The 22,253-nt window shown below is 59.7% G+C and carries 19 protein-coding genes and 1 riboswitch; of the genes, 14 read left to right on the top strand and 5 right to left on the bottom strand.

The window, feature by feature from the left end:
- Positions 1-26: 26 nt before the first annotated feature.
- From Q8L89_01725 to flgL, 8 genes are all read left to right on the top strand, one after another.
- Complete coding sequence (locus tag Q8L89_01725) at positions 27-1,652, top strand: flagellar hook protein FlgE (protein ID MDP1707786.1); 1,626 nt, start codon at positions 27-29, stop codon at positions 1,650-1,652.
- A 37-nt stretch (positions 1,653-1,689) separates the two neighbouring features.
- Positions 1,690-2,430, top strand: coding sequence for a flagellar basal-body rod protein FlgF (gene flgF / locus Q8L89_01720; protein MDP1707785.1), 741 nt, complete (start codon positions 1,690-1,692; stop codon positions 2,428-2,430).
- A 25-nt stretch (positions 2,431-2,455) separates the two neighbouring features.
- Entirely contained in the window at positions 2,456-3,241 is a 786-nt protein-coding gene (gene flgG / locus Q8L89_01715) for a flagellar basal-body rod protein FlgG (protein MDP1707784.1), read from the top strand.
- 22 nt (positions 3,242-3,263) lie between these two features.
- Complete coding sequence (flgH, locus tag Q8L89_01710) at positions 3,264-3,974, top strand: flagellar basal body L-ring protein FlgH (GenBank protein ID MDP1707783.1); 711 nt, start codon at positions 3,264-3,266, stop codon at positions 3,972-3,974.
- Positions 3,975-4,065: 91 nt separating this feature from the next.
- Entirely contained in the window at positions 4,066-5,196 is a 1,131-nt protein-coding gene (locus Q8L89_01705) for a flagellar basal body P-ring protein FlgI (protein MDP1707782.1), read from the top strand.
- Positions 5,193-6,200 (top strand): flagellar assembly peptidoglycan hydrolase FlgJ, encoded by a 1,008-nt coding sequence (gene flgJ, locus Q8L89_01700; GenBank protein MDP1707781.1) that lies wholly within the window; start codon positions 5,193-5,195, stop codon positions 6,198-6,200. The genes Q8L89_01705 and flgJ overlap by 4 nt, the downstream gene beginning before the upstream one ends.
- A gap of 35 nt (positions 6,201-6,235) precedes the next feature.
- A complete protein-coding gene (gene flgK, locus Q8L89_01695) occupies positions 6,236-8,155 on the top strand; it encodes a flagellar hook-associated protein FlgK (GenBank protein ID MDP1707780.1) in 1,920 nt (639 codons plus the stop codon).
- 3 nt (positions 8,156-8,158) lie between these two features.
- Positions 8,159-9,364 carry a flagellar hook-associated protein FlgL gene (flgL, locus tag Q8L89_01690; protein MDP1707779.1) on the top strand — a complete coding sequence of 402 codons (1,206 nt, stop codon included), beginning with the start codon at positions 8,159-8,161 and terminating at the stop codon, positions 9,362-9,364.
- A gap of 11 nt (positions 9,365-9,375) precedes the next feature.
- On the opposite strand, the gene dtd is transcribed toward flgL, so the two are convergent.
- The 3 genes from dtd to thiC all read right to left on the bottom strand — a co-directional run bounded on the left by dtd (position 9,376) and on the right by thiC (position 12,728).
- Positions 9,376-9,819, bottom strand: coding sequence for a D-aminoacyl-tRNA deacylase (dtd, locus tag Q8L89_01685; protein MDP1707778.1), 444 nt, complete (start codon positions 9,817-9,819; stop codon positions 9,376-9,378).
- Positions 9,816-10,778: a prolyl aminopeptidase gene (gene pip / locus Q8L89_01680; GenBank protein ID MDP1707777.1), complete on the bottom strand. Its 963-nt coding sequence runs from the start codon at positions 10,776-10,778 to the stop codon at positions 9,816-9,818. The genes dtd and pip overlap by 4 nt, the downstream gene beginning before the upstream one ends.
- A 66-nt stretch (positions 10,779-10,844) precedes the next feature.
- A complete protein-coding gene (gene thiC / locus Q8L89_01675) occupies positions 10,845-12,728 on the bottom strand; it encodes a phosphomethylpyrimidine synthase ThiC (protein MDP1707776.1) in 1,884 nt (627 codons plus the stop codon).
- Positions 12,729-12,764: 36 nt separating this feature from the next.
- Positions 12,765-12,886, bottom strand: a riboswitch (TPP riboswitch).
- 142 nt (positions 12,887-13,028) lie between these two features.
- On the opposite strand from thiC, the gene Q8L89_01670 reads away from it, so the two are divergent.
- From Q8L89_01670 to Q8L89_01645, 6 genes are all read left to right on the top strand, one after another.
- Positions 13,029-13,685, top strand: coding sequence for a protein-L-isoaspartate O-methyltransferase (locus Q8L89_01670; GenBank protein ID MDP1707775.1), 657 nt, complete (start codon positions 13,029-13,031; stop codon positions 13,683-13,685).
- 75 nt (positions 13,686-13,760) lie between these two features.
- Entirely contained in the window at positions 13,761-14,426 is a 666-nt protein-coding gene (locus Q8L89_01665; GenBank protein MDP1707774.1) for a TetR/AcrR family transcriptional regulator, read from the top strand.
- 1 nt (position 14,427) lies between these two features.
- Entirely contained in the window at positions 14,428-15,534 is a 1,107-nt protein-coding gene (locus tag Q8L89_01660; GenBank protein ID MDP1707773.1) for an efflux RND transporter periplasmic adaptor subunit, read from the top strand.
- A complete protein-coding gene (locus tag Q8L89_01655) occupies positions 15,531-18,611 on the top strand; it encodes an efflux RND transporter permease subunit (protein MDP1707772.1) in 3,081 nt (1,026 codons plus the stop codon). Before Q8L89_01660 ends, Q8L89_01655 begins: the two co-directional genes overlap by 4 nt.
- A gap of 3 nt (positions 18,612-18,614) precedes the next feature.
- The gene (locus Q8L89_01650) at positions 18,615-19,931 is read left to right on the top strand and encodes a TolC family outer membrane protein (protein MDP1707771.1); all 1,317 of its coding nucleotides are present in this window, start codon (positions 18,615-18,617) and stop codon (positions 19,929-19,931) included.
- A gap of 36 nt (positions 19,932-19,967) precedes the next feature.
- Positions 19,968-20,519, top strand: coding sequence for a hydrolase (locus tag Q8L89_01645; protein ID MDP1707770.1), 552 nt, complete (start codon positions 19,968-19,970; stop codon positions 20,517-20,519).
- Positions 20,520-20,542: 23 nt separating this feature from the next.
- Here Q8L89_01645 and Q8L89_01640 read toward each other — a convergent pair whose 3' ends face one another.
- The gene (locus Q8L89_01640; GenBank protein MDP1707769.1) at positions 20,543-20,986 is read right to left on the bottom strand and encodes a host attachment protein; all 444 of its coding nucleotides are present in this window, start codon (positions 20,984-20,986) and stop codon (positions 20,543-20,545) included.
- Positions 20,987-21,026: 40 nt separating this feature from the next.
- Positions 21,027-22,253 carry a 2-octaprenyl-6-methoxyphenyl hydroxylase gene (ubiH, locus tag Q8L89_01635; GenBank protein MDP1707768.1) on the bottom strand — a complete coding sequence of 409 codons (1,227 nt, stop codon included), beginning with the start codon at positions 22,251-22,253 and terminating at the stop codon, positions 21,027-21,029.

Genomic DNA, 22,253 nt, shown 5'->3' with positions numbered 1-22,253 from the left:
CCGTCCGTTACAAGAGGAGATAGATCATGTCATTCCGTACAGCACTAAGTGGGCTCAATGCTGCTGCTGCCGAGCTCAATGTGATTTCAAACAACATCGCCAACAGCAGCACCACGGGCTTTAAGTCCTCACGTGCGGAGTTCGGTGACATCTATGCCGCGACCAGCACCGGCTCCTCTGGCATCTCCATCGGCAGCGGCGTGCGCCTTGCCGCAGTGGCGCAACAGTTCGGCCAGGGCAACATTGGATTCACCCAAAGCAATATGGATCTCGCCATCAACGGCCAGGGCTTCTTTCGGCTGGACGACAATGGCACCATCGTCTATTCACGCGCCGGATCATTCGGGATAGACCGGGAGGGTTATGTCGTGAATCCAACCGCCCAGAAGCTTACCGCCTTCCAGGCCGACGCCGCGGGCAATATCACCGGCGCCCTGGGCACCTTGCAGTTGTCCACCGCCGACATCGCCCCTAGCGCTACAGCCGGTATCACTATCGGCATGAATCTCAACGCCGCTGCCCCCGTGCCGCTGGCGCCCGTCACCTCATCCACGCTCGCACTGAGCGGGACGCAGACACTTCGAACCGACGGTGGCGGCAGCCCGTTCACTACCACCGACTTCACTCTGGTCGATTCGTACGGCAACTCAATCACCAACGCCTCGCTGCGCTACACCTATTCCGGTGCAGGCAATATATGGGGCGCGGAACTGCTGGTCGGCGGCGCCTCCACTACACCTCCCACTACCAGCGGCACCACCACCACCGGTATCGACATCGGCACCACCACCAGTGTGACCCTGAACTGGGATCCGGATGGCACCGGCGCACAGGGTACCGTTCCGCTGACGATGAACACCACCGGCCTGACCCAGGTCACGGGCGCGGGCGCCTCTGATATCGCGGTGGCCAGCAATGGCAATGTGCAGGGTGCTTTTAGCCCCAGCGCCGCCAGTTCCTACAACAACTCAACCTCGACCACCATCTATGACTCACTCGGCACCTCACACCTCGCCACCATGTATTACCGCAAGACCGGCACACCCAACGTGTGGGAGAGCTATCTTTATATTGACGGCAACGCCGTCGATAGCGCCAATACCCTTGGCTTTTCCAATACCGGCGATCTCGCCAGCGTGAATGGCGCTGTAGCACCGCCTAACGCCATCACTTACTCCGCCTACAACCCCGGCAATGGCGCAGCCACCATTGCACTCACGCTCGATTACACCGAGACGAAGCAATTCGGCAGTGCCTTCGGCGTGAACAGCCTGACCCAGAATGGCTACACCACCGGCCGTCTCTCCGGCGTCAACATTGACAGCAGCGGCATTGTGTTCGCGCGCTACTCTAACGGCCAGTCGAAGGCACTGGGTCAAATCGCACTCACCAACTTCAGCAACCCGCAAGGCCTGCAACAGCTCGGCAATACCAACTGGGCTGAAACCTTCCAGTCCGGTTCAGCCTTGACCGGATCACCTGGCACAGCCAGCCTGGGACTGATTCAGGCAGGTGCGCTGGAAGGCTCCAATGTCGACCTCACTGAACAACTGGTGAACATGATTACCTCCCAACGTAATTTCCAGGCGAATGCGCAGGTCATCAGCACCAATGACTCCATCACTCAGGCCGTCATAAATATCCGTCGCTAATGGCATGACTACTGAATAACCTTGAGAACAGACTGAAATGGACAGGATGATTTATGTTGCGATGAATGGCGCCCAGCAGACGATGCTGGCGCAGTCCATCCATACCCACAATCTCGCCAATGTCAGCACCACCGGATTTCGCGCCGACCTCGCGGTCTTTCAGAGCCTGCCGGTCAGCGGACCGGGCTGGGCCAGCCGTACCTATGCTCAACCCCAAGCGAGTGAAGTCGATCTGACACAGGGACAGATCATGAACACCGGGCGGGAACTGGATGTCGCCATCAATGGCGTGGGCTTTATTGCGGTACAGGCGCCTGACGGTAGCGAGGCATACACGCGCACGGGTGATCTGCAAATTTCACCCAACGGTCTGCTTGAAACCGGTGCTGGTCATCCGGTGCTCGGCAATGGCGGCCCGATAGCACTGCCGCCCGCTGAAAAAATTGAAATCGGCGCCGATGGCACCATCTCCATTCGTCCCGTCGGGCAAAGCGCCACCACCCTGGCGATAGTAGACAGAATCCGCCTGGTAAACCCCCCGCCTGAATCCCTGGGCAAGAGTGCCGATGGCCTGTTGCGCGACAAGGAAGGCATTCAGGCCGTGCCCGATGCCAAGATACGACTCATCTCCGGTGCCCTGGAAGGCAGCAACGTTAATGCGGTGGAAGCCATGGTCAGCATCATCGCGCTCGCGCGCGGGTTCGAAGTGCAAGTCAAGCTGATGAAAGCCGCCGAGGAAACTGACAGTGCGTCCGCCCAGCTTATGCGTCTCGGTTAACTGAACAAGAAAACAAGGAATACACATGAATCCCGCACTCTGGATAGCAAAAACCGGCCTCGACGCACAGCAGACGCGTCTTGCCGTCATCTCCAACAACCTGGCCAACGTCAACACCACCGGCTTCAAAACCGGGCGCGCCGTGTTTGAGGATCTTCTGTATCAAAACGTACGCCAGGTAGGCGCCCAGTCATCGCAAAATACACAACTCCCCTCCGGGTTGATGCTCGGTACCGGCGTACGCACTGTGGCCACGGAAAAGCTGTTTACGCAAGGCAACTTGGTACAGACCAACAATTCACTCGATGTCGCTATCCAGGGGCGTGGCTTCCTGCAGGTATTGACACCTGATGGCACCATCGCCTACACACGCGACGGCGCATTCCAGCTGAACTCGCAGGGTCAACTGGTAACGGCGAACGGATATCTGCTGGAGCCCGGCATCACCATTCCACAAAACACGCTGAGCATTACCATCGGTACTGACGGTGTGGTTTCCGTCCTCCCCGCCGGTAGCACCGCAAGCACGCAGGTGGGCAGTCTGCAGATCGCAGACTTCGTCAATCCGGCCGGGCTGCAACCTATTGGTGGCAATCTGTTCGTGGACTCTACCGCGAGCGGCACCGCACAGACTGGCACACCGGGACTGAACGGCCTTGGCTCCATCGTGCAGGGCTCAGTCGAAAGCTCGAATGTGAACGTAGTGGAAGAACTGGTGGGCATGATTGAGGCTCAACGTGCCTACGAAATGAATTCAAAAGCTATCGCAGCCAGTGACGAAATGCTGCGCTATATCAGCAACAACCTGTAAGTCCGGCACAGGGTAACGTGACATGAAACATACCTTACTGAAAATGCTGTTGGCATGCCCGGCATTGCTGCTCGGTGGCTGCGCGACCAACGGCCTGCAGCCTGACCCGGCCTACGCGCCGACACGCCCGCTTGTGGCCCCGCCACCGGAGTCACGCAATGGCGCGATCTATCAGGCAGGGTATGCCGTCTCCCTGTTCGAAGACCAGCGCGCACAACGCGTGGGTGACCTGCTCACCATACAGCTGGTGGAAAATACCATAGCGAGCAAAGAGGCAAAAACCAACACCAAGCGCGACAGCTCCACCAGCGTCGACAGTCCGACACTACTCGGCTCTACACCGCAATTTAACGTGCCCGGCATCATACCCCTGGCGAGCAATAGGGATAACACGCTTGCCGCTGGACTCGATTCCAATAGCGACTTCAAGGGCAGCGGCGACAGCAGCCAGAAGAACAGCCTGAGCGGCAGTATCACTGTCACGGTGGCAGAAGTGCTGCCGAACGGTTACCTCATGATACGAGGCGAAAAACTCATCGCCCTCAACCAGGGCGACGAGTATGTGCGTATCGCCGGTATTGTACGTCCGGCCGATATCCGCCCCGACAATTCAGTGCTCTCAACCAAGGTGGGGAATGCCCAGATATCGTATGGCGGTAAAGGCCAGGTAGCGGATGCCAATGCGGCTGGCTGGCTGGCCCGGTTCTTTCTGAGCGCCTTATGGCCATTTTGAACATGCAGATATCAGTTGCATGCTGCACATTGCAAGACCGGATATTTATAACGGCTTGCTGCTTATTGCCTCTTATTTGAGAACCACGGACATGACGATAAAACGCCTTCTGTTGTCCATGCTCAGCTTGCTACTGATTGCATCTACTGCACATGCAGAACGGATTAAAGATCTCGCAGCGGTGGCTGGCGTGCGCAATAACCAGCTCATAGGCTACGGCCTGGTAGTAGGCCTTAATGGCACCGGTGATCAAACCAGTCAGGCGCCCTTCACTTCGCAAAGTCTCACCAGCATGCTGTCACAGCTTGGCATTAATCTGCCGCCGGGCGCGAACCCGCAGCTCAAGAATGTTGCAGCAGTGGCACTGTCTACCGACCTGCCTGCATTCGCCAAACCCGGTCAGACCATTGACGTCACCGTCACATCCATCGGCAATGCCAAGAGTCTGCGCGGAGGTACACTGTTGATGTCGCCGTTGCGCGGTGTTGACGGCAACGTATACGCCATCGCACAGGGCAATCTGATTGTGGGCGGTTTCGGCACCGAAGCCGCTGATGGCTCCAAAATCACGGTCAACATCCCCAGCGCCGGACGGATTCCGAACGGAGCTACTGTGGAACGCAGCGTGCCCTCCGGATTTGGCAGCGGCGACAGCGTGACGCTGAACCTGCACACATCCGATTTCACCACGGCAAATCGCATGTCTGCTGCCATTGATAACACACTGGGCGAAGGTTCGGCGCAGGCGCTGGATGGCTCTTCGGTGCGCGTAGTCGCACCCGCCAGTATCGCGGATCGGGTACGTTTTGTATCACTGCTGGAGAACATCACGCTGGAGCCGGGTGAGGCCTCGGCCAAAGTCATCATCAACTCGCGCACCGGTACGGTGGTGATCGGCCAGCATGTGCGTGTATCACCTGCCGCGGTATCGCACGGCAGTCTTACCGTTACTATTGCGGCCAACCCTATCGTCAGCCAGCCACCACCCTTCGCCCCAGGCCCCAGTGCCTCGCTCCCCGGCGCCAGCACGCAAGTAGTGCCGAAATTTGATATCACGGCAACGCAGGAAAAGCAGAGCATGTTCCTGTTCCAGCCTGGCGTATCGCTGGATGAAATCGTGCGCGCCGTCAATCAGGTGGGTGCTGCGCCTGGCGATCTGGTTGCCATCCTGGAAGCATTGAAGGAGGCGGGCGCGCTACGCGCCGAACTTGTAGTCATATGATAACGTCCACCGTACCCAGCGCCGATATCTACACAGACTTTCAGGGTCTCACACGCCTGCGCGCGGAGGCACGCACCAATTCCCCGGAGACACTGCGTGCAGTAGCCCAGCAGTTCGAGTCGCTGTTTACCCAGATGATGCTGCAAAGCATGCGTCAGGCCAGCTTGGGTGATGACCTCTTTGGCAGCGCCGAAGCGGATCAGTACCGCGACATGTTTGACCAGCAACTGGCGCTCACCTTGTCCAAGGGCCGTGGCATCGGGCTGTCTGACATGCTGGTACAGCAGCTGGGCGGCAATATCGTCGCAGCACCTGCCACCGATGCCTTGGGTGACAACCCTCCAAATCCATTTTCCTCGCGTCTGTTTCGCGGAGAGATCATACCCCTGTCCATACCAGCAGCGACGGGGACACGCGCTCCTCAAGCTATTGATCGCGTTCACACCGATGCAACACCTGTCTCGGGACAGAAAGCACCAGGCTTCGATGGCCCGGAAGATTTCGTGCAGAAGCTGTGGCCGCACGCGCAACAGGCTGCGCGTGCACTGGGCATTACACCGAAATTCCTGCTGGCACAGGCCGCGCTCGAAACCGGGTGGGGCCAGTCGGTCACGCCTGCCCCGCACGGCAGCAGCCACAACCTGTTCGGCATCAAGGCCCATACCAGCTGGGATGGACCACGCGCTTCGGTGTCAACACTGGAGTATGTCGGCGGCATCGCCGTCCGACGCAACGACATGTTTCGCGTCTACCCATCACCTGAAGCAAGCTTTACGGATTATGTGAATTTTCTGCAGGCCAACCCCCGTTACACCGAAGCGCTACAGCAGACAAAAAGTCCAGAGGCCTTTGCCCATGCCTTGCAGAAAGCAGGCTACGCCACGGATCCAAATTATGCTCACAAGATTACCAGCATCCTAAACGGTGATACCTTGCGGGACGCCGTTGCCAATCTTCAGCTGGCGGGCGCACAACCGCTGACTGATGCGGCGGGGAGACCCTGACATGACCCGCTCTCGCGTATCCCTGGAGTTGACACATGCCCATCGGTGACACACTCGGCGTAAGCGTATCCGGCCTGATCGCCGCGCAACGCGCGCTCGCAACCGCGAGCCACAACATCGCCAACGTCAATACTGAAGGCTACTCGCGCCAGCGCGTCGCGCTGGGGACGAACACACCACAGTTTTCCGGCAACGGCTATATCGGTAGCGGTGTACAGGTCAGCGGCATCACCCGGATCTACGACGCATTCCTCATCCAGCAGGTACGTACCAATACCTCGGCCAACAGCCAGCTGCAAATCTATTACAATATGGCAAGCCAGGTAGATAATCTGCTCGCCGACAATAAGGCCGGGCTCGCGCCTGCCTTGCAGGAATTTTTCAACGCCGTGCAGGGCGTTGCCAACAACCCGGCTTCGATTCCGTCGCGCCAGGTGATGTTGAGCAGTGCCACCGCGTTGACGGATCGTTTTCATTATTTTGACCGGCGCCTGAGCGACCTCAATAACGGAATAAACTCGCAACTCGCCACCGCCGTTGCTGAAATCAACAGTCTTGCGGCAGGCATCGCCAAACTGAACAGCAGTATCACAACGGCCCAGGGCGCCAACAATGGCCAACTTCCCAACGATCTGCTGGACCAGCGCGACATATTGATCGCCAAACTCGCCACGCAGGTCGCGGTGACCACTGTGACACAAGACGATGGTGCGGTGAATGTCTTTATCGGCAGCGGCCAGAGTCTGGTACTGGGCGCCCAGGCCAATACCCTGAGCACCAGCACCAATGCCTTCGACTCCTCACGTAAAGAGGTCACGATCACGGTCGGCAGTATCGCCACCACCATCACCGACAACTTGATTGGCGGCATTACCGGCGGACTGCTCGACTTTCGCCGCACCGTGCTCGACAGCGCACAAAACGCACTGGGACGTGTAGCGGACGGCCTTGCCATCACCTTCAACGCCCAGCATGGCGCGGGCCAGGATCTGAACGGCGTGCTCGGCGCCAATTTCTTTACCAGTGGTACGGCCCAGGTACTCGCGCGCACCGGTAGCAGCCCCAACACCGGCACTGGCGTGGTAAACGCCTCCATCACCAGCATCGGCGCACTCACCACCAGCGACTATCTGCTGCAAAATACCGGGGGCAGCTACACGCTGACACGGCTGTCGGACAACACCACCACCACGCTGGCAGGCTTCCCCGGCACCCCAGCCACCGTTGATGGCGTCACGATCAGCCTGGGCGCCGGCACCATCAACACAGGCGACAGTTTCCTCATCAGGCCCACGCGTAACGGCGCAGCCAATATTGGTGTCGCCATTTCGGACACAAGAAAGATCGCAGCCGCCGCACCTATTCGCACCTCTGCGACACTCGCCAACACCGGTGCCGGCACGATTTCATCCGGCACGGTGGTCAACGCCGCCGACACCAATCTACAGCAATTGGTCACCATTACTTTTACCAGCGCCACCACCTACGATGTGACCGGCCCCGGCACCGGCAATCCGACGGGACTGGCCTATACCCCGGGCGCAAACATCTCCTATAACGGCTGGCAGATACAGCTCAACGGCACACCAGCGGCGGGCGACACATTCTCCGTAGAGCCCAACACCAGCGGTGTCGCCGACAACCGCAATGCATTATTACTGGTCGGCTTGCAAACTCAAAATACCCTCGCAGCTGGAACGGCAACCTATCAAGCTGACTATGGCCAACTGGTGGCCGACGTGGGCAGCAAGACCCACCAAGCCGACATCAACCGCAAAGCACAGGAAGCCCTGCTCAATCAAATAATACAGACCCGTGAAGCTGTCTCAGGTGTCAACCTCGATGAGGAAGCTGCCGACCTGATACGTTACCAGCAAGCCTACCAGGCCGCTGCACGCGTTATAGGCACCACAAATGAATTGTTCGATACTCTGCTCGCCACACTGCGGAGATAGGCCATGCGCATATCGACCGCCCAGGCGCAGCAACAAGGCATCAATAGCATACTTAATCAGCAGGCGCAGCTTAACAAGACACAACAACAGCTCGCCACTGGACAGCGTATCCTCACACCCTCTGACGACCCTGCCGGGGCCAGCCGGGTGCTTGAGTTGACGCAGGCAGTGTCCGTCAACGATCAATACCAGTCGAACATTGATGCCGCACGCACACGTCTCAATCTTGAAGAATCCACGCTGAACAACGTTAACAGCCTGTTGCAGAATGTGCGCACGCTCGCGGTACAAGCCAACAACAGCACGCTTAACAACAGTGATCGCGCATCCATTGCGCTAGAAATTCGCCAGCGGCTGGATGAGTTGCTAAGCCTCGCCAACACCAAAGATGAGAGCAACGGCTACCTGTTTGCGGGGTATAAAGGCCAGACTCAGCCGTTCGCCCGCACAGCGGCCGGCAGCTACATCTACAATGGCGATCAAGGCCAGCGTTTCTTGCAGATAGGCCCTACACGACAAGTGGCGGTGGATGATTCCGGCACGGCAGTCTTCCAAATGATCCGCAACGGCAACGGGGCGTTCACCACACTCGAAAATACCGCCAATGCAGGCAACGGCATTATCGACACGGGCACGGTGGTAAGTGCCTCTGCCTACCAGGCGCACAATTTCACAATTCTCTTCACCTCATCAACCACGTTTGATGTTATCAACAACACCACGTCAACCACAGTCCTGAACGCCCAGCCTTACAGCAGTGGCGAAACTATCAGTTTCAACGGTATTCAGACCAGTGTCAGCGGCGCACCTGCGGGCGGCGACAGCTTCACCGTCACCCCCAGCGCCAATCAGGATATCTTCACCACCCTGCAGAACATGGCGGTAGCGCTGGAAGCACCCATCAACAGTCCGGCAGGGAAGGCCCAGTTCAACAATGCCATGAACCGCACCCTCACCGACATCGATCAATCGGTAAATAACATCCTTGCCACCCTTTCCGGTATAGGCGCGCGTATCAACGCCATTGACAGCCAACAGGACGTGAACGCCGCCTACACACTGCAGATCAAGCAGACACTCTCCACCGTGCAGGATCTCGATTATGCTGCCGCCGCCAGCCAGCTCAACGCTCAACTACTGGCGCTGCAGGCCGCACAACAGTCATTCATCAAGGTGCAGAACCTGTCACTGTTCAACTACCTGACCTGATGGATGGCGTCTTACGGCGCCATGCGTAACAAGAATGTAACCGGGCCATCATTGGTAAGAGACACCTGCATGTCTGCTCCGAAACGGCCGCACGCCACTTTCCCATACCCGGCGCTGGCCTTGCACAGCAGGTAGTCAAACAGGCGTGCACCCTGCTCCGGCATCGCCGCCGGCGTGAAGCTCGGGCGCATACCCTTATGGGTATCTGCCGCCAACGTGAATTGCGGCACCAGTAACAACTCACCCTCGACATCACGCAGGCTGTGATTCATTTTGCCTTGTGCGTCTGCGAACACGCGGTACCCCAGTATGCGCGCCAACAGCCTGTCGGCCTCCGTCTCCTTGTCATCACGCTCCGCACCGACAAACACCAGCAGACCCGGTCCGATGCGCGCGATCACGGCTTCATCCACCGTTACCTGCGCCTGCGTCACACGTTGCAACAGCGCAATCACGGCAGGCTGGCCTGGAAGCGTCGAGCCATCGCGTCTGCGGCCTCAATCAACGCGTGCGTGGTACCAGGCTCGCTCGCCGCATGTCCGCCATCGGGAATGATATTGAGCTGCGCCTGCGGCCAGGCCTGATGCAGCTCCCACGCGCTCGCCAAGGGGCATACCATATCGTAACGGCCATGCACGATCACGCCCGGTATGTCCTGTAGCCTGTGCGCATCGCGCAGAATCTGGTTCGGCTCGAGAAAGCTGTCGTGCATGAAGTAGTGACATTCGATGCGCGCAAGACTGAGCGCTGTGTGGGCATTGGTAAAGTGGTCGAGCACGGTCGGGCTTGCCAACAGCGTGAGTGCGCGACCTTCCCAGCCTGACCACGCCTTGGCCGCCGCCAGGCGCGCCACTTCGTCCGGCCCGGTCAGTACCCGGTGATAGGCCTGCACCAGATTACCGCGCTCGCTCTCCGGAATCGGGCGCACGAAATCCTGCCAGTAGTCAGGGAAAATCCGGTTCGCGCCTTGCTGGTAAAACCATTCGATCTCGCGCGGTCGACATAAAAATATGCCGCGCAATATCAGGCCCAGCACACGTGCCGGATGCGTTTCCGCATACACGAGCGACAGCGTCGAACCCCACGAACCGCCAAACAATACCCAGCGCTCAACGCCGAGCTGGGTGCGGATATACTCCATATCCGCCACCAGCGCCTGGGTGGTGTTGCCCTCCAGTTCCGCATGCGGCGTGGAGCGTCCCGCACCGCGCTGGTCGAACAGAATGATGCGGTACAAGGCGGGATCAAAAAAACGCCGATGGTAGGCCTCGCAGCCCGCACCCGGACCACCGTGCACAAACAGCACCGGCACGCCTGCGGGATTGCCGCATTCCTCCACATGCAGCACATGCGGCGGCTCGACCGCCAGCCGATGCTCGGCGTAGGCTTGTATATCAGGGTAACGGGTGCGCACGGACTGGCTTGAATGGCTTTTGCAACACGGACTCAGGCCTCCTGCGGGCCGCCCAGACAGGCATTGCTATAACTTATGGTAGACCTGCCCACCCTGGGTCTTGAACTCACGCGCCTTTTCCTGCATGCCCTCTGCCAGCGCCTGCGCGTCACTCTCAATACCTTTCTGTGCGGCGTATTCGCGCACATCCTGGGTAATTTTCATGGAGCAGAAATGGGGCCCGCACATGGAACAGAAGTGCGCCAGTTTGGCGGACTCCTTGGGCAGGGTTTCATCGTGATATTCGTGCGCCCGTTCCGGATCGAGGCCGAGATTAAACTGGTCCTCCCAGCGAAACTCAAACCGGGCCTTGGAAAGGGCATTGTCGCGCAGTTGCGCGCCGGGATGGCCCTTGGCGAGGTCAGCGGCGTGCGCAGCGATCTTGTAGGCGATGATGCCTTCGCGCACATCGTTCTTGTTCGGCAGCCCCAGATGCTCCTTGGGCGTGACGTAGCACAGCATGGCACAACCGTACCAGCCGATCATGGCTGCGCCGATGGCGGATGTAATATGGTCGTAGCCCGGCGCGATATCGGTAGTGAGCGGCCCCAGCGTGTAGAACGGCGCTTCGCCGCATTCCGCGAGCTGCTTATCCATGTTGATTTTTATCATATGCATGGGCACATGGCCGGGGCCTTCAATCATGGTCTGCACGTCATGTTTCCAGGCGATCTGGGTCAGTTCGCCCAGGGTCTCCAGTTCGGCGAACTGCGCAGCGTCATTGGCGTCGGCAATCGAGCCGGGGCGCAGGCCGTCACCAAGTGAGAAGGAAACGTCGTAGGCCTGCATGATCTCGCAGATGTCTTCAAAGTGCGTGTAGAGGAAACTTTCCTGATGATGGGCGAGACACCACTTGGCCATGATGGAGCCGCCACGTGACACGATGCCGGTGACCCGCTTCGCGGTCAGCGGTATATACGCCAGCCGCACGCCTGCATGGATAGTAAAATAATCCACCCCCTGCTCGGCCTGCTCAATGAGCGTGTCGCGGAAAATTTCCCAGGTAAGCTCCTCCGCCTTGCCGTCCACCTTTTCCAGCGCCTGATAAATCGGCACCGTACCGATGGGCACCGGCGAATTACGGATGATCCATTCACGCGTCTCGTGGATGTTCTTGCCGGTGGATAAATCCATCACCGTATCGCCGCCCCAGCGTATGGACCAGGCCATTTTTTCCACTTCCTCCTCAATACTGGAAGTGACGGCAGAATTGCCGATGTTGGCATTGATTTTGACCAGAAAATTGCGGCCGATGATCATCGGCTCCAGTTCGGGATGGTTGATATTGGCCGGAATGATGGCGCGCCCGCGCGCCACTTCGTCGCGCACAAATTCCGGCGTCATGTGCTGCGGGATGGCGGCGCCGAATGACTCGCCCGGATGCTGCTGCTCCAGCAAGCCGTGCACGCGCGCCAGATCGAGTTTCTGGTTCTCGCGCAGGGCGATGAATTCCATTTCAGGTGTGATAATACCGCGCCGCGCATAATGCATCTGGGTCACGTTGGCGCCCGCCTGCGCCCGCCGCGGTTTGTGCAGATGGGCAAAGCGCAGGGCCGCAAGCGCCGGGTCAGTCGCACGGGCACGGCCATAACGCGAGCTGGTCTCGCTCAGTTGCTCGGTATCGCCGCGCTCCTGTATCCACGCCGTGCGCAAGGCCGGCAGCCCCTGGCGCAGATCGATGTGCGCCGCCGGGTCGGTATAAGGCCCGGAGGTGTCGTACACGTGTACGGGCAGATTCTGTTCGGCACCGAGACTCGCCGGTGTATCGGAGAGGCTCACCTCGCGCATCGGTACGCGGATGTCTGGCCGACTGCCGGTAACGTATATCTTGCGCGACTGGGGGAAGGCCTGGGTAACCGCCGGGTCCAGCGCTGCGGTCTGGCTCAGATGTTTCTCGGGGAGTGCGCTCATGTATCACCTTAAATATGTCTATGCCACGGGCGCAGGCAAAACGTGCTGCCGCTTTCCTACGCCGGAGTTAACCGGATCAGGTTCAAAGGGTTATGGGCTTGCGCCCCATCTCAGCCTGCCCATGCGCAACACATGAACAAACACCCCTAGCTGCCTCCTGCACCGTAGCTGATAGCAGGCGGCTTTGCAAGCCGGTACCACCCCTGCCCGCAGGGTGGGGAACGCTGATCGGTATAGACTTGGCGACAGCGTTGTCAGTACCATGGGTGCCTCAATTTTGAATCCGCTTCAGGCTCTGCAATGAAGAACATCGAACAAGCCCGTTTCAACATGATTGAACAACAAATCCGCCCGTGGGAGGTGCTTGATCCGCGGGTGCTGGCGCTACTCGCCCAGTTGCCGCGCGAGGAGTTCGTCCCTGCCACACATCACAATCTCGCTTTCGCCGACACTGAACTGCCGCTTGGCCATGGCCAGGTCATGCTGTCACCGCGCATGGAGGCGAGACTGTTGCAAGCGCTCGACGTCCAGCCTTCCGACAACGTGCTCGAAATTGGCACCGGCGGCGCCTACCTCACCGCCCTGCTGGCACGCTCTGCCAAACAGGTATACAGCGTGGACATCTTTGCCGATTTTATTGCGTCCGCGGGTGAAAAACTTGCCGCACACGGCATTACCAATGTCACCCTGGAAGCAGGCGACGCGGCGGGTGGCTGGGCACCGCACGCGCCCTATGACGTTATTGCCGTCACCGGGTCGTTGCCACTGTTTGCTGAGCAGCTCCAACAACAGTTGAGTGTCGGCGGCCGCTTATTCATGGTGGTGGGTCAAGCACCCAGCATGGAGGCCTTGCTGATTACGCGGCTGGGGCCTGCCGAATGGACCCGCGAGAGCCTGTTTGAAACCGATATCCCGCCCCTGATCAACGCACCCGCCGCCCAGGCCTTCGTGTTTTAGGCCTACCCCAAGGTTGCAAACCGACCATTCGGTTTGTACAATGGCCCGGCGCTTCCAACCAGCAAGGATATCTCTGTGGCCCCCGGCAACGCCTCTGCGCCCGCCATTCAGCCGCCTCACACCTTGGCGGAAGCAGCCCAGCGCATTCTGCAAACCGCCGAACGTTTATTCGCCGAGTACGGCTATGACGGCGTATCCATTAATATGGTTGCCGAGCAGGCGGGCGTCAGCAAGGGCAACATCTTCCATCACTTTTCCTCCAAGGAAACGCTGTACCAGACCGTGCTGGGCACGGCCTGCGCCGAGGCCCGCACGTTGGTCGACGAACTGGTAAACCATGACGGCCATCTGGCCGAGCGTTTGAGACATTTTGCCGCCGCCCATATCGCCCACCTCGATCGTCATTACCATCTTACGCGGCTGGTACAACGCGAACTGCTGGAAGGTGGCGTGCGCCGCGGCAAGGAGTTGGCAGAGCAACTGTGTGGCGAGAACTTCTCGCGCCTGGTAGACATTCTGCGCCACGCCCAGAACCGCGGTGAATTACGTGCAGAACTCGACCCGGCGCTCATCGCCCAACTGCTGGTCGGCACCAATATCTTTTTCTTCCAGGGGCGCGACATGCTGCGCCACTTCCCGGACGTGGATTTTGCCGATGACCCGCTGCGCTACAGTCAGATGGTCGTCGACGTCATACTCACCGGCATCGTGCCTCCCCCCAGCCGCCAAGGTAGCTCATAACATGTGTCCGACCCGAACAGCCCGCCTTGCGGTACCTACCCTCCTGCTGGGCAGCCTGCTACTACTGAACGCCTGCAGTGACAACAACCCACCCGGCGGCGCCAATGCCAAAGGCGGCCCGCCGGGCGCGATGGCGCTGCCGGTAGAGGCAGCCACTGCCTACAATGGTGTAGTCAAACGCAGTGTCAGCGCCGTTGGCAGCTTACGCGCCAACGAGTCGGTGATTATCCGCTCCGAGATCGCCGGCCGCATCATGTCGATACATTTTACCGAGGGCGATACCGTCAAGGCGGGCGTCGCACTGATCCGGCTCGACGACTCCGAGCAACGGGCCCAGCGCGCGGAGAGTGCGGCGATGGTGCGACTCAATCAGCTCAACTTCGACCGCGCGCGCGATGTGCTGCAGAAAAAACTGTTAAGCCAGCAGAACTACGATGAGGCGCAGGAAAATCTGCGCAGCTCGCAGGCCCAGTTGGCGCTGGCCGAGGCACGGCTGGCCAAGACCCGTCTGACCGCCCCCTTTGCCGGCATACTGGGGCTGCGCCAGGTCAGTGTCGGTGATTACGTCAAGGAAGGGCAGGACATCGTCAACCTGGAGGACATCCAGACACTGAAACTCGATTTCCGTGTACCGGAAAACTATCTCGCGTCGGTCAAGCCGGGGCAGGAGGCCGTGTTGCAGGTAGATGCCTACCCTGCACAGAGCTTCAGCGGCAGTATCTACGCCATAGACCCGCGCGTAGATGAACAGACACGCACCCTGTTGCTGCGTGCGCGGGTGCCCAATCCCGATCAGCTGCTGCGCCCCGGCATGTTTGCCCGCGTGTCGCTGGTGCTCGACACCCGTCCTGATGCCGTGCTGGTGCCGGAGCAGGCACTGGTACCGCTCGACAGCAAGCAGATCGTCTATCGCATTGTCGATGGCAAGGCGGTGCAGACCGTCGTGCAAACCGGTGAACGCAGCGCAGGCGCGGTGGAAATCACCAACGGCCTGCAGGCCGGCGATGCCGTAGTCACGGCCGGACAGACCAAACTACGTGACGGCGCGCCGGTGCGCCCGCTTACGCCGGACAGCGATACCCAGCCACCGACCGCTGACACGCCGTGACACTTTCCGAACTCTCCATCCGCCGACCGGTGCTGGCAACGGTGATGAGCCTGTTGCTGGTACTGATCGGCATCATCTCCTATCAACGTCTTACGGTGCGCGAGTACCCCAACATCGATGCACCCATCGTGTCGGTGCGTACCGTCTATACCGGCGCCAGCGCCCCGGTGATAGAAAGCCAGGTGACGCGGCCACTGGAAGACACCCTCTCCGGCATCGAAGGCATCAAAACCATCAAATCCACGAGTCGCGAAGAAGTAAGCCAGATCACCGTGGAATTTGTACGTACCCGCGACCCGGATGCGGCCGCCAGTGATGTGCGCGACCGGGTGTCGCGCGCGCGCGGACGGTTGCCGGACGACGTGGACGAACCAGTGGTGGCAAAGATTGAAGCCGACGCCCAGGCCATCATCTGGATCGCCTTCTCCAGCGATCACCACGACCAGCTGGAAATCACGGATTACGCCAGCCGCATTGTGAAAGACCGCCTGCAAACGCTGTCCGGCGTGGCCAGCGTGATCATCGGCGGCGAGCGGCGTTTTGCCATGCGCATCTGGCTCGACCGTGACCGCCTCGCGGCCTACCAGCTCACACCACAGGACGTGGAAGACGCGCTGCGCAGCCAGAACCTGGAAATTCCTTCCGGCCGCATCGAGAGCGACCAGCGTGAGTTCACCGTACTGACCGAAACCGATTTACGCACGCCGGAGCAATTCAACCGCATCATCATCCGCCAAGTGTCCGGTTACCCGGTGCGCCTGAGCGATGTGGGCAATGCCGAGATCGGGCCGGCGGACGAGCGTAACGCCGTGCGTGTGAACGGCAACCCGGCCGTGGGTCTCGGCGTCGTCAAACAGTCCACCGCCAACACACTCACCGTGGGGCAAGCAGTCAAAGAAGAGCTGCCCAAAATCGTGGCGGCCCTGCCCGAAGGCATGCAGTTAAAGGTGGCCTTCGACCAGTCCGTATTTATTGAAAAGTCGATAGACGCTGTGTTTACTACCATGCTCGAAGCGCTGGTGCTGGTGATGCTGGTCATCTTCCTGTTTCTGCGCACGCTGCGCGCAACCCTGATTCCGTTTGTCACCATCCCGGTATCGCTGATCGGCGCTTGCATCTTCCTGTATGCCATGGGCTTCTCCATCAATATCCTCACCCTGCTCGGGCTGGTACTCGCTATCGGTCTGGTGGTAGATGACGCCATCGTCATGCTGGAGAACATTCAGCGCCGCATTGAGCACGGCATGGCGCCGCTGGCTGCCGCGCTGGAAGGCAGTAAAGAGATCGCCTTCGCGGTCATTGCCATGACACTCACCCTGGTAGCGGTATTCACGCCGCTGGCCTTCGCCACCGGCAATACCGGGCGTTTGTTCGCCGAATTTGCGCTCACTGTCGCGGCGGCGGTACTGGTGTCCGGCTTTGTCGCGCTGTCGCTCACACCCATGATGTGCTCAAAAATCCTGCGCCATGAAAAGAGCCACAGTCGACTGTATCAGTTGAGTGAGCAGTGGCTGCTTGCGCTCAACCAGGGTTATCAGCGCCTGCTCACGCGCGCACTTAACCAGCGCCTGGCCGTGATCCTGATTGGCGCACTGGTGGCGGCCAGCAGCGCAGGCCTGTTCGTCATGATCAAGTCGGAGTTGGCACCGCTTGAAGATCGCGGCATCCTGATCGGGCTCATGTTCTCGCCCGAGGGTTCCACCATGGGCTATACCGACCGCTATGCGCAGCAGATCGAACAACTGTATGCCCAGGTGCCCGAGGTCAACACTTACTTTATGGTCGTCGCCCCCGGACTTGAGCGGCCCAACCCGGTGACCATGGCGCTTTCGTTTGTGAACCTCAAGCCCTGGGAACAGCGGACACGTTCGGCGCAGCAGATCGCGGCCGCGCTCGGCCCCCAGATGTTCATGCTGCCCGGCGTGCTGGCCTTCCCCATCAGCCCGCCGTCACTGGGACAAAGCTTTCGCAATCCGCCGGTACAGTTTGTCATCCAGGCTGGATCCTACGCGGAGCTGCAAACCCTGGTGGACGACTTTACTGCCAAGCTGTCGCAGTTTCCTGGGCTGGTAAATCTCGACAGCGACCTCAAGCTCAACAAGCCGCGTCTCAGCGTGGAGCTGGATCGCGACAAGGCCGCCAGCATCGGCGTCGGTGTCGACACGGTCGGCCACACCCTGGAAACCCTGCTCGGCGGACGTCAGGTGACGCGCTTCAAGCGTGAAGGTGAACAGTATGATGTCATCGTCAAGCTGCGCGACGCGGAACGGCGCGACCCCAGCGATCTCTCGTCTATTTTTGTGCGCGGCAACGACGGGCAACTGATACAACTCTCCAATATCGTGCGCGTGCAAGAAGACGTTGCGCCCAAAGAACTGAATCACTTCAACCGCCTGCGTTCGGCCACCATCAGCGCCAACATCGCCCCCGGACATTCGCTCGGCGACGCACTCGATTTCATGGAGAAGACTGCCAGGGAAACCCTGCCCCCCAGTGCGCGAACCTCGCTGGACGGTCAATCGCTGGAATTCAAGGAATCCGGCGCCGCCTTGTATCTCACATTTGTGCTTGCGCTGCTGTTTATTTATCTCGTGCTCGCCGCACAATTCGAGAGTTTCATCGACCCTTTCACCATCATGCTTACTGTACCGCTCGCCATTACCGGTGCGCTGTTGGCGCTCAAGCTCACGGGCGGCACACTCAATGTCTACAGCCAGATCGGCATGGTGATGCTGATCGGCCTGATCACCAAGCACGGCATCCTGATTGTGGACTTTGCCAATAAACTGCAGGCCCGTGGCCACGATCTGCGCAGCGCCGTGATCGAAGCCTCCAGCCTGCGTCTGCGTCCCATCCTGATGACTACCGCCGCCATGGTGTTGGGCACATTGCCGCTCGCGCTCGCCAGCGGCGCGGGCGCCGAGAGCCGCCAGCCCATCGGCTGGGTCATCGTCGGTGGCCTGCTGCTCGGTACGTTGCTCACCCTGTTCGTGATTCCCACGGTGTATACGCTGGTATCGCGCGCGCGGAAACAGGTATCCTATATGCCCGAGTCTGCTTCAGAACGAGCGGTATAACCCATGCGCCACAGCCTCCTCGCCTTGTGTTTTTCCATCTCTGCCTTTGCAGTTCCCGCACACGCCGAGAATTTACTCGACGTCTACCGTCTGGCGCAGGAAAACGATGCGCAACTGAAAGGTGCCGAGGCTGCGCGGCTTGCCGTGCTTGAAAGCAAGCCGCAGAGCGAGGCCTTGTTGCTGCCCACCATCAGCGCCAACGCCAACACCACCGCCAATCGGCTGGACATCTCGCAGCCCGCCAGCGCTGCCGGTGTAACACACTTCAACAGCAACGGCTACAGCCTCACGCTCACCCAGCCGGTCTATCACCGCGATACCTATGTGCAATTACGCCAGGCCGATGCCCGTATTGCCCAGGCCGAGGCCATCTACAATGCCGCCGAACAGGAGCTCATGACGCGCGTCGCCACGGCCTACTTCGACGTGCTGGCGGCGCAGGATAATCTGGTGTTTGCATTAGCCGAGAAAAAGGCCATAGGCCAGCAACTCGAACAAAGCCAGCAGCGTTTTGACGTCGGTCTGGTTGCCATCACCGATGTACAAGAGACCCAGGCGCGCTATGACTCGGCCGTGGCCCAGGAAATTGACGCCGAACGGCGACTGGCCTCGGCCCATGAGGCGATACGGGAAATTACTGCGCAACCACATGGCGGCCTGATCCCGCTGCAAGCAGAGATCCCGTTGGTTACACCCGAGCCACAGGACATACAGCAGTGGGCAGATACCGCGTTGCGGCAAAATCTGCTGATCAGCGCCGCCCAGTCCGGCGCTGAAATCGCCCTCGAGGAAATTGAACGACAACGCGCCGGCCACTACCCCAGCGTCGATATCGTCGGCAACCGGATCTTCGCGGAATCCGGCGGTGGGCGCTTCGGCGGCAGCGAAACACTGGGCGACACACTGACACTCCAACTCAATGTTCCACTCTATCAGGGCGGCCTCATCAACTCGCGCACGCGCGAGGCACACGCCAGACACAGCCAGGCGCTGGCCATACTGGAACAGCAACAACGCAGCGTGCTGCGGCAGACGCGTGATGCCTACCTCTCGGTAACCGCCAATATCAGCCGGGTACAGGCACTGCGACAGGCCGTTACCTCCAACCACACCGCACTCGAGTCCACCAGGGTGGGACTCGAGGTCGGTACCCGCACCGAGGTGGATGTGCTGGATGCACAGCGTGAGCTGTTCCGCACGGAGCGTGACCATGCCCGTGCCCGCTACGACTACATCCTGCAGACCCTGCGGCTCAAACAGGCAGCGGGCACATTAAGCCCGGCCGATCTGGCACACATCAACACCTGGCTACATCCGTAAGCAACCCCATGGAGTTCGGCAAGGGGGACTACGCTAATGTTGTGCAGAGCAAGTGACAGTCTCCTGGTCTTGGTCGATGCGCAAACACGACTCAGCGCCGCCATGCCGGACGCCGCACGCGAACGCCTGTTGCGCAACAGCGGCACACTGCTGCAGGCTGCCACCCTGTTAAACATCCCGCTGCTCGTTACCGAGCAATACCCCAAGGGCCTGGGTAACACCGAGGCTGGGCTTGCGGCACTGCTCCCGGCCCAGACAATACCGATAGAAAAAACCTGTTTTTCCTGTTGTGCGGCAGCGGGCTTCATGGACGCACTGAACGCGAGCGGCCGCGCACAGGTCATTCTCGCTGGCATGGAAACGCACGTGTGTATTCTGCAAACTGCGCTGGAGCTGAAGCGTGCTGGCCGGGAAATATTTGTAATTGAAGACGCCGTCTGCTCGCGCGCCGAAGGGCATCATCAAAACGCCCTCGCACGCCTGCGTCACAGTGACGTCGTGGTGACCAACACCGAGTCTGTGTTGTTTGAGTGGCTGCGAGATGCCGCCCACGCAGAATTTAAAAATATTTCACACCTGGTCCGGTAGACGCTGCATAACCGGATGTGATGCTACAACCTGATCACATCACTCAGGTGCTGCAGGATATCATGATCATCGACGTTGACCAGATCCTTGTTTAATGTGGCCGTGACCAGTGCGGCAGTCGCCTGGTCGAGCGCCTCGCGCAGTTCGCCGAGAAAGCGCGGGTCGGCGACCAGAACCAGCTGGTCATAGCAATGCTGGTTGCGGCCGTCATTCAACACGCCCGCCAGTTGCCTGGCAAATTGCTGTGCCAGGTGCTCCTTGGGGTCATGCAGTTCCTTACCATAGCTGTGGTGCGTACCTTGACTGTCGGAAGTGCGCCCGGGTCTGTCCGAAGTAATATCATGGGTTTTAAGCCTCCCCTCCGGGTTGGCAATCTCCCGCACGGCCCTCAGGCCCTTGCCCGGACCATCATTTTCAAACAACCGGGCGCCCGAGCGGTGTGCCACCAATATCCATGTCTTCTTCATGCGCTCACCTCAATGCAGATTAACATAAACAGTTTCGGTATTATGCGCGGTTTTGACGCCGCAGACGGCTGTAATGCGCCAGCCCCATGGCCCGGCGCCCTATGGAACGCTTGAGCGCGGGAATGATATCGGCCGCTACCAGTGCCGCATTACGCGCCAGCACCAGCGGCAGGAAATCATTGGAAAACAACCGCACCAGGCCGTCGGTGAAGGCCGTCACACTGCGTTGGTCACGCGCCCGTTGCCGGACATAACTCTCCAGCAGCTGTGCGTCACCCGGATCGCCGCCGTGACTCACTGTCTCGTGCACCAGACCCGCGAGCACCGCTGCATCACGCAGACCCAGATTAAAGCCTTGCGCGGCTATCGGATGCAGAGTGTGTGCGGCATTACCGATCAGCACGGCGCGCGGGCGCACCAGGGTTTCGGCACATTGCAGCATCAGTGGATACACCCGCCGCGTACCGGGCGCACTCAGCCTGCCAAGGCGGCTGCCGAAATGTGCCTGCAACCCCTGCAAAAATTCTGCATCACTCTGCGCCAGCACGGCCTCGACCTCATCCGCACTTAACGTCCACACCACCGCACAACGGCTTTCTTTTAACGGCAATATCGCCAGCGGGCCGGTATGGGTGAAGCGTTCAAAGGCAGTATGGTCATGCCCGCGCCCAGATGTCACTGTCGTCACCAGCGCACTCTGGCCATAGTCCCGCTGTTTTGTACTGATACCGAGCCGCTCACGGGCAACGGATTTTTGGCCATCGGCGATCACGACCAGCCGTGCATGCAGCAGTTGCTCGCGCCCGTCATCCCGGACGATGGTTGCGTGCGCGGCATCAGCGTCGACATTGAGATCACGCAGGGTAGCCGGACACAGCAGCTCCACATTGGCCGCAACCGTCATGCGTTGCATCATCGCCGCACCCAGCACGCGGTTCTCCACGATATAGCCAAACGCCTCCGCACCATGATCGGCACTGGCGAGACGCGTGCGCCCGAAATGTCCACGATCCGAGATGTGAATTTTTTTGATCGGCACCGCTTCAGCCGCAATGCCATCCCACACATTCATGGATTCCAGAATACGGCGACTGCCGTATGACAGCCCGGTAGTGCGCGCATCGTAGCTCGGCTGCTGTACGTGGTTGAACGCCATGGCCTCCACCACGCCGACCCGTGGTTGTGCTGTGTCTCTGCCCAGTGCACAGGCGAGGCTGGCACCGACCATACCGCCGCCAACAATCAGGATGTCGTAGTCGGTAGCCAT

The organism is Gammaproteobacteria bacterium, assembly GCA_030680605.1.
Taxonomy (GTDB): Bacteria; Pseudomonadota; Gammaproteobacteria; order SURF-13; family SURF-13; genus JAQBXX01.
The sequence above is the reverse complement of the archived record's forward strand: the minus strand, read 5'-3'. Positions and strand labels throughout refer to the sequence as shown.